The following is a 6,610-nucleotide window of genomic DNA, read 5'->3' as shown; positions in this document are numbered from 1 at the left end:
CGCGCTGCCCGAACCGGGTCTCTATGTCGAGGATGGCGCGCATCTGGTGAACACCAACCACGCCGATATCCTGGCACTGGCCAGACGCTTCAACATCGGGCTGATCGATCGCGGTGCGATGGTGACGCACGAGGTGTTCGTGGTCGATGGCAAGGCGGTGACCGAGGCCGATCTGATCGCCGAATTCCGTCCGCTTGCCGCGCGCATCGCTGCGGACGCCGCCGCCGTGGACGCGGATTTCGACACGCATGGGACGCGGTTCGACATGATGTCGGTGCGGCAGTATCTCGACGCCGCCGGCGCTGCTGCGAGCCCCCGGGCGCGCGCGCTGGTCGAGGCGACGATCCGCACCGAGTTCGGCTCGGAGCCGGACGAAGTATCGGCGCTCGAGCTGTTCTTCAACCTGCCCGCGATCGATTCCGACCGTGTCGCGCTGATTTCTGGCAGCGACGAGCGCTACAGCCTCGCGGGCGGCTCCTCGACCATCCCGCGCGCGCTGGCCGCGCCGCTGATGGACCGGATCAGGACCGGACAGGCGCTGCTGGGCATGCGGCGCAAGGGCAAGGCGGTGGAACTGCGCTTTGCCAATGGTTCTCTGGTCGTCGCCGATCGCGTCATCGTCACCGTCCCGGCGCAGGTGCTGCGCAGCATTGATTTCGGCGACACGCTTCCCGCCCCCTGGCTGGCGTTGACGCGGGAGATGAGCTGCGGGCGCAACGAGAAGATCAACGCAGGCTATGCGACGCGACCCTGGGAGGCGGTCACCGGCGCGGGTGGCGCGGCCTGGGCCGCGCGCACCGGCGGCGATCCGGGGCTGTTCAGCGAATTCTGGGGCGCGAGCGCGGGGCAGGATACGGTCCCGGCGGGCGTGCTGACGTGGTTTTTCGGCGGCAAGCAGACCTCTGGCTTGGCGGATTTTGCACCCGAAGCTCTGCTCCGCGCGTGCGAGCGCGAGATCGCGCCCGCTGTCCCGGGCCTTTCCGCGCGCAGCGTCCGCCGCACCGCCTGGGCGATGGATCCGTTCGCGCAAGGCGCCTATTCGCGCTTCCTGCCTGGACAGCTCACCCGCTTCGCGCGGCATTTCTGGGTCGAGGAAGAGGACGGCAAGGTCACCGCGCCCCTGCCCTCCGGCCCGATCCTGTTCGCAGGCGAGCATCTGTCCGATGCGCACACGGGTTACATGAACGGCGCGGCGCAGACCGGGCGGCTGGCGGCGGAACAGTTGATTGGGGTGCGGGCTTAGTCTCAGTCCGCCTTGACCGACCCGAACAGCAGCCCGCGCCAGCCCGAGCGGTCGAACGGCTGCCAGGCGTCCTCGGCCTGGGCCAGACGATCGGCGATCGCGTACATCACCATCGGGTTGACGCCGAGGCCGCAATGGCTGGCGAGCACCTTGATGTTATCCGTCTGCGGACCCGGTTTCTGCACCGATCCACGCCAGGCGACAATGCCGTCGGTCTTGCTGAGGATCGAGGTGGTCGGCACCGGCGGCGCCTCGTCGAGGTTGCGGAAGCGGCCCGCCTGCACCGGCTCGGGCTCGGGGCCGTTCAGCCGCTCGAACAGGCGGCGCGCGTTGGTATGCCCGCGATCGTTCGAGATCGGGCTGCCGAGCGAGATGACCTGGCGCACCTTGTCGGGCGCGTTCTTGGCGATCTCGCGCGCGAACACGCCGCCCAGGCTCCAGCCGATGATCGAGACCTTGCGACCCGAGCTGGCATGGATGCGATCGAGCAGTTCGTTCATCTGCGCCTCGCGCGCATTGTCGATGCGGATATTGCGGCCCATGTCCCAGCCATGCGCGTCATAGCCCAGGCTGTTGAGCAGATCGCGCATCGGCTTGGTCGATCGGTCGCTCGCCAGAAAGCCCGGAAGCACCAGCACGCTGTGCCCATCGCCGCGGGGCAGCAGCGAGAGCGGCCCGCGAAAGGCATAGAATGCGCCAAGCTCAACCAGCGCCCGCCCCTCCGCCAGGGTCCAGAACAGATGCGGTGGCCGGGCGGCGCTCGAGCCGGCGGCGGTAGCGTTAGCAGTAGCGGTGGCAGTCATTTTGTCTCCGATCTGTCACATCATATGGGCCACGCCCGCGCGATTGCCAGCCCTATCCCGCAACGGCCGCCGCTTTGCCCTTGGCCTTGCGCTTCGGCGCAGGAGTTTCGGGCGCGTGAGACGGCGCGGCCGCCAGCGCCGCCATCAGTTCGTCGAATGACGCTTGCAGGCATTCCGAGTAGAATTCGGGGTCGGGCATCGCCTTGCGACAGGCGGTGAAGCCGATCGTCGCCTGGTCGACATAGCTCTGCACGACATGGCCCAGCGCCAGCCCGTCGGTGAGGCAGAGCAGCCCGTGCATGCTGATCATCTTCGCCCCGGTCGAATAGATCGGCACCGGCGGACCGGGCACGTTGGTGACGACCGTGCTGAACGGCGGCTTGACGTAATTGGCGAGGCCGAGACGCGTATAGAGCTGCGCCCCCAAAGCCATGAACAGCGCCGGCGACACCTTGCTCATCTCGGTCATCTGGCGTGCGCCGAGCGCATCGGTCATCGCCTTGGACTGGATCGTCTGTTGGTGAACATAGGCAAGCCGCTCGACAGGATCGGCGATATGGCTGCCCAAGGGCACGATCATCGCGGAGACCTGATTGCCCATGGTGTTCTTTTCCTTCTCAGCACGCACCGAGATCGGGGCCATCGCGGTCAGGCTCGCCTCAGGCAGCTCGTCATGCGCCTTGAGATAGCGGTGCAGCCCGCCGCCGATGATCGCGAGGAACACGTCGTTGATCTTGCACCCGGGCGAGAGCGCGCGCAGCGCCTTGATATCGGCCAGGGTGAAGGTGCGCCCCTCGACAACGCGATTGGGCGAGACCGGCACGTTGAAGCGCGTGCGCGGTGCGGAGATTGCTGGGTTCAGGCTGAACTCGCTAGTCACCAGCCCCTTGGCGGCGCGGTACAGCCCCGGCGCGGCCTTGGCGATCACGCCGGTCTGCCGCCAGGGGTTGAGCCAGGCGCGCGCATAGCCCTTGAGGAACAGCCCGACAGGATCGGGCACGCGATCGGGTCGCCACGCCTTCGCGGCCGGCGGCGGCGGATCGCCGGGGCGCAGCGTGTGCAGCGCATCCATCAGGTCGATGCCCGACATGCCGTCGATCGCGGCATGGTGCACCTTGGTGATCATCGCGAAGCTGCCGCTGGGCACGCCCTCGATATTGTCGAGCCCCTCGACCACGCAGAACTCCCAGGGCGGGCGCGTCAGATCGAGCGGACGCGAGAAGATGCGCGCGGCCTGAATGCACAGCTGCCGCCAGTCGCCCGGCTTGGGCAGTGCGACATGGCGCACGTGATATTCGAGATCGAAATCGGGGTCCTCGATCCAATAGGGATAATCGAGGTTGAGCGGCACCTTGACCAGCCGCTGGCGCATCGTCTGCGAGAGGTGCATGCGCGATTCAAAGAATTTCAGAATGTCCTTGAACCGCACGAACCCGCCCGGTGCGGTCGACGGGTCGTAGATCAGGATCGATCCGATATGCATCGGCGCGTTGCGCTGCTCCAGCGCGACGAACGATGCATCCATGCCCTGCAATTGCCGCATGATGTCCCCTCCCAAGGATGACGCGTCGGCTTTGCCGGTCGCGTGGATGGACCGAGGCTAACAGAATGCGGGTGGAGGGCAAGCGCTCCGGTTCCGGCGCAATCGGGTCGGGACAGGCGGGTGGCGCATCGGAGGCTAAGCTGCGACCTCGGCGGACCGACGCGCCACCCTGTCCGCAGCTTTGGGGTGTCCGTTCAAGCTGCGGCATCTTTCAAGCAGACTGGCTGGAGCGGTTCGGGGAGGGTTAGGCTCCGCTGCTTGTTATCCATGGTATATGGCACAACGTATCATTGTTTCCATTTGAAAGGACGACGATGATTCGATAGACAGCATCTATCGCCTGGGGGTCGCCTATGCCTAGTCTTCGCCAATTGCAGTATCTTGTCGCGCTCGACGACCACCGCCATTTCGGGCGCGCCGCCTTTGCCGTCCACGTATCGCAGCCGACGCTCAGCCAGCAGCTGCGCACGCTCGAGGCGCGGCTGGGCGCATCGCTGATCGATCGCAGCGGGCAGGACGTGCAGCTGACCCCATTGGGGCGCGACATCGCGGCGCGCGCGCGCGGCATCCTGGTCCAAGTCCGCGACCTTTCCGATCTCGCGCGGCGCGCGGGCAAGGGCATCGGCGGCACGCTGCGCTTCGGCGTGACGCCGACGCTGGGGCCCTATCTTATGCCCGCCATCGTGGCCGGGCTGCACCGCGAGCAGCCCGATCTGCGCCTGCATATCCGCGAAGGCATTCCCGACGACCAGGTGCGGCAGGTGATGCGCGGCGAGCTCGACATGATGCTCTGCCCGATGCCGGTCGACGCGACGGGAATCGTCGTCGAGCCGCTGTTCAGCGAACGGATGTTCGTCATCGCGCCGCCTGACCATCCGCTGGCCGGGCAGAAGGACATTCCAGCGTCCGCGCTGAAGGGCGAAGGCTTTCTGACGCTCGACCGGCGGCATCATTTTCACCGCCAGACGCGCGACATCTGCGAACAGGTCGGCGCGCACATCATGCACGATTATGAGGGGACCAGCCTCGACAGCATCCGCCAGATGGTGGGATCGGGAATCGGTCTGGCGCTGCTGCCCGAACGCTATATGGCGGCCGAAACGCAGGCGGCCGAGGTCGTCGCGACGCTCGACATTGCCGGATGGAACGCGCGCCGGTCGATCGCGGCGCTGTGGCGGTCCGGCGCGGCGTTCAGCGACGGCTTCCACGCCATCGCCGAATTCATCCGCAGCTATGTCAACGAAGCGGGCTGACCGGCGCGATCACGCCTCGGCGGCGACCATCCGGCCCATTTGCCACATCAGATTGTAGATCAGGGTGCGCGCGTCCTCGGGGAGCATCTCGCGGGTCTGCCGCTCGAAGGCAGCGCGGTTGCCGCGCGCGGCGCTACGCACCATGCCGATGAACATCGATTCATCGGGCGACAGCCGGGCGCAGCACGGGCGCGAGACGCAGAACGGCTCGGGCCACGCCTGTCCCATGGCTTCGACGATCAGCGATAGCTGGTTGGACAGCGCGGTACTGCCCAGCCGTTCCGCCACATAGGGCGCGGGGTTGGCACCGGACTTGTGCGCGAAGACGGCGATCCTGAGCGCCACGACCAGTTTCGCCTCGACCAGCGTCGCCGACCCCAGCTCGGCCGGACGATCCAGCATGTCTTGCCACCAAAAGCCCATGTCCACTCCTTTGCTTGCAGCTTGTCGCGCGTTACCGCACCGACCGCCGCAGATTATTGCGACTCGCTCGCATTAGCAAGAAAATTCACAGGCGAAGATTTTTTAACTTTCTGGTCATTGAACTTGGCCGATGATTGCCCTAGATTATCGGTGTCGGGATGCTTCCCCCCCTTTCGCATCCCGGCAGGTGCACTAGTGCACCTCCTCCCTGAACCTTGGCCGCCTCGTGATCCGTCACGAGGCGGTTTTTTCATGAATCCAGCGGGTTATTCGGCCGCGATGGCGAGGCCGGGGTCGCGGTCGGCGCGCAGCATGTCGTCCGCCAGTGTCCGGACAAGATGCGCAATCTCCGTGCGGACCCTGGAAAGGCCTGGCCCCGGCTGCTTGAGATCGGGCGCGAGATAGAGGCTGCGGTCGACCTCGACCTGCAGGGCATGGATGCCGCGGGCGGGACGGCCATGCCGGTCGAGCACATAGCCCCCGGCATAGGGATGGTTGAGCGCGACCTCGAATCCTGCTCGCGACACCGTCCGCAGCGCCAGATCGCACAGCGCCGCATCGGCCGAGCGTCCGAAACGATCGCCCAGCACGATCTGCGGCGGCTTGGCCGATCCTTCGGGACGCAGCGGCGGCATCGAATGCAGATCGATCAGCAGCGCACAACCGAATCGCGCCTTGAGACCCGCCAGCGCCTGACCGAGCGTGCGGTGATAGGGATCGTGCAATTGCGCGATCCGTCCGGCGATCGCCGATTGCGCGAAGGGCCTGCGCCAGAGCTCGCCATGATCGGCCAGGCGGCGCGGCACGAGGCCCAGCCCGCCGCGCACCTTCGCGCTGGGCTGGGCGAAGGCGGTGCGCGGCGCATCGGCCACCATCTGCGGGTCGATCTCGCTCGGCGCGCGGTTGAGGTCGATCCAGGCGCGCGCGGCATGCGCCACCAGCGTGGGGCAGCCCAGATGCTTCAGATCGGGCAGCAGCATGTCGGCATGGCGATCCTCGAGCCTCTCGAGAATCTCGGGGGCCACGCGCGAATTCAGCAGGATTTCGTCAGGATAGTCACGCCCGGCATGCGGCACCGCGACAAGCACCGGCAGCCGCGCGCTTTCCAGACCCTCGAGGCTGAAATGGCGCGATGGCATCGCGGCTGGGCTGGGCGCGTCGTCCATGGCGCAACGGCATGCGCCAAAGCGTCGGCCAAGTCAAAGCCGCAGGCGACCATCTTTCCTCTTGCCGATCGGCATTTACCTCGCCTGCCCGCGCTGTCCTGCTTCGGGGCATGGCGCAAACAAGGTATCCGTCTGGCTGGAAAATCTTAACCGCCTGCGGCATAGAAGGGGGCGAGAGC

6 protein-coding genes are annotated in these 6,610 nt (G+C 66.6%); 2 read left to right on the top strand and 4 right to left on the bottom strand.

Going from position 1 to position 6,610, the window contains the following annotated elements:
• The coding region (locus DM995_RS01625; RefSeq protein ID WP_116968280.1) for a flavin monoamine oxidase family protein at positions 1-1,243 on the top strand (1,243 nt) is incomplete at its 5' end.
• A gap of 2 nt (positions 1,244-1,245) precedes the next feature.
• Here the strand turns inward: DM995_RS01625 and DM995_RS01620 are convergent.
• Positions 1,246-2,046, bottom strand: a complete 801-nt coding sequence (locus DM995_RS01620; RefSeq protein ID WP_031318195.1) for a lipase family alpha/beta hydrolase — start codon at positions 2,044-2,046, stop codon at positions 1,246-1,248.
• A gap of 52 nt (positions 2,047-2,098) precedes the next feature.
• Entirely contained in the window at positions 2,099-3,589 is a 1,491-nt protein-coding gene (locus DM995_RS01615) for a WS/DGAT/MGAT family O-acyltransferase (RefSeq protein WP_232823971.1), read from the bottom strand.
• A 353-nt stretch (positions 3,590-3,942) separates the two neighbouring features.
• On the opposite strand from DM995_RS01615, the gene DM995_RS01610 reads away from it, so the two are divergent.
• The gene (locus tag DM995_RS01610) at positions 3,943-4,842 is read left to right on the top strand and encodes a hydrogen peroxide-inducible genes activator (protein ID WP_023838324.1); all 900 of its coding nucleotides are present in this window, start codon (positions 3,943-3,945) and stop codon (positions 4,840-4,842) included.
• Positions 4,843-4,851: 9 nt separating this feature from the next.
• Here DM995_RS01610 and DM995_RS01605 read toward each other — a convergent pair whose 3' ends face one another.
• Positions 4,852-5,244: an addiction module antidote protein gene (locus DM995_RS01605; protein ID WP_116968277.1), complete on the bottom strand. Its 393-nt coding sequence runs from the start codon at positions 5,242-5,244 to the stop codon at positions 4,852-4,854.
• 287 nt (positions 5,245-5,531) lie between these two features.
• Positions 5,532-6,431: an N-formylglutamate amidohydrolase gene (locus DM995_RS01600; protein ID WP_116968276.1), complete on the bottom strand. Its 900-nt coding sequence runs from the start codon at positions 6,429-6,431 to the stop codon at positions 5,532-5,534.
• Between the last annotated feature and the right edge of the window lie 179 nt (positions 6,432-6,610).

This window comes from Blastomonas sp. UPD001, from assembly GCF_003426715.1.
In the GTDB taxonomy this organism is placed as follows: domain Bacteria; phylum Pseudomonadota; class Alphaproteobacteria; order Sphingomonadales; family Sphingomonadaceae; genus Blastomonas.
The sequence above is the reverse complement of the archived record's forward strand: the minus strand, read 5'-3'. Positions and strand labels throughout refer to the sequence as shown.

Coding starts and splice junctions, on each gene's coding strand:
- DM995_RS01620 (WP_031318195.1), bottom strand. CDS start 2,046: ATGACTGCCACCGCTACTGCTAACGCTACCGCCGCCGGCTCGAGCGCC.
- DM995_RS01615 (WP_232823971.1), bottom strand. CDS start 3,589: ATGCGGCAATTGCAGGGCATGGATGCATCGTTCGTCGCGCTGGAGCAG.
- DM995_RS01610 (WP_023838324.1), top strand. CDS start 3,943: ATGCCTAGTCTTCGCCAATTGCAGTATCTTGTCGCGCTCGACGACCAC.
- DM995_RS01605 (WP_116968277.1), bottom strand. CDS start 5,244: ATGCTGGATCGTCCGGCCGAGCTGGGGTCGGCGACGCTGGTCGAGGCG.
- DM995_RS01600 (WP_116968276.1), bottom strand. CDS start 6,431: ATGGACGACGCGCCCAGCCCAGCCGCGATGCCATCGCGCCATTTCAGC.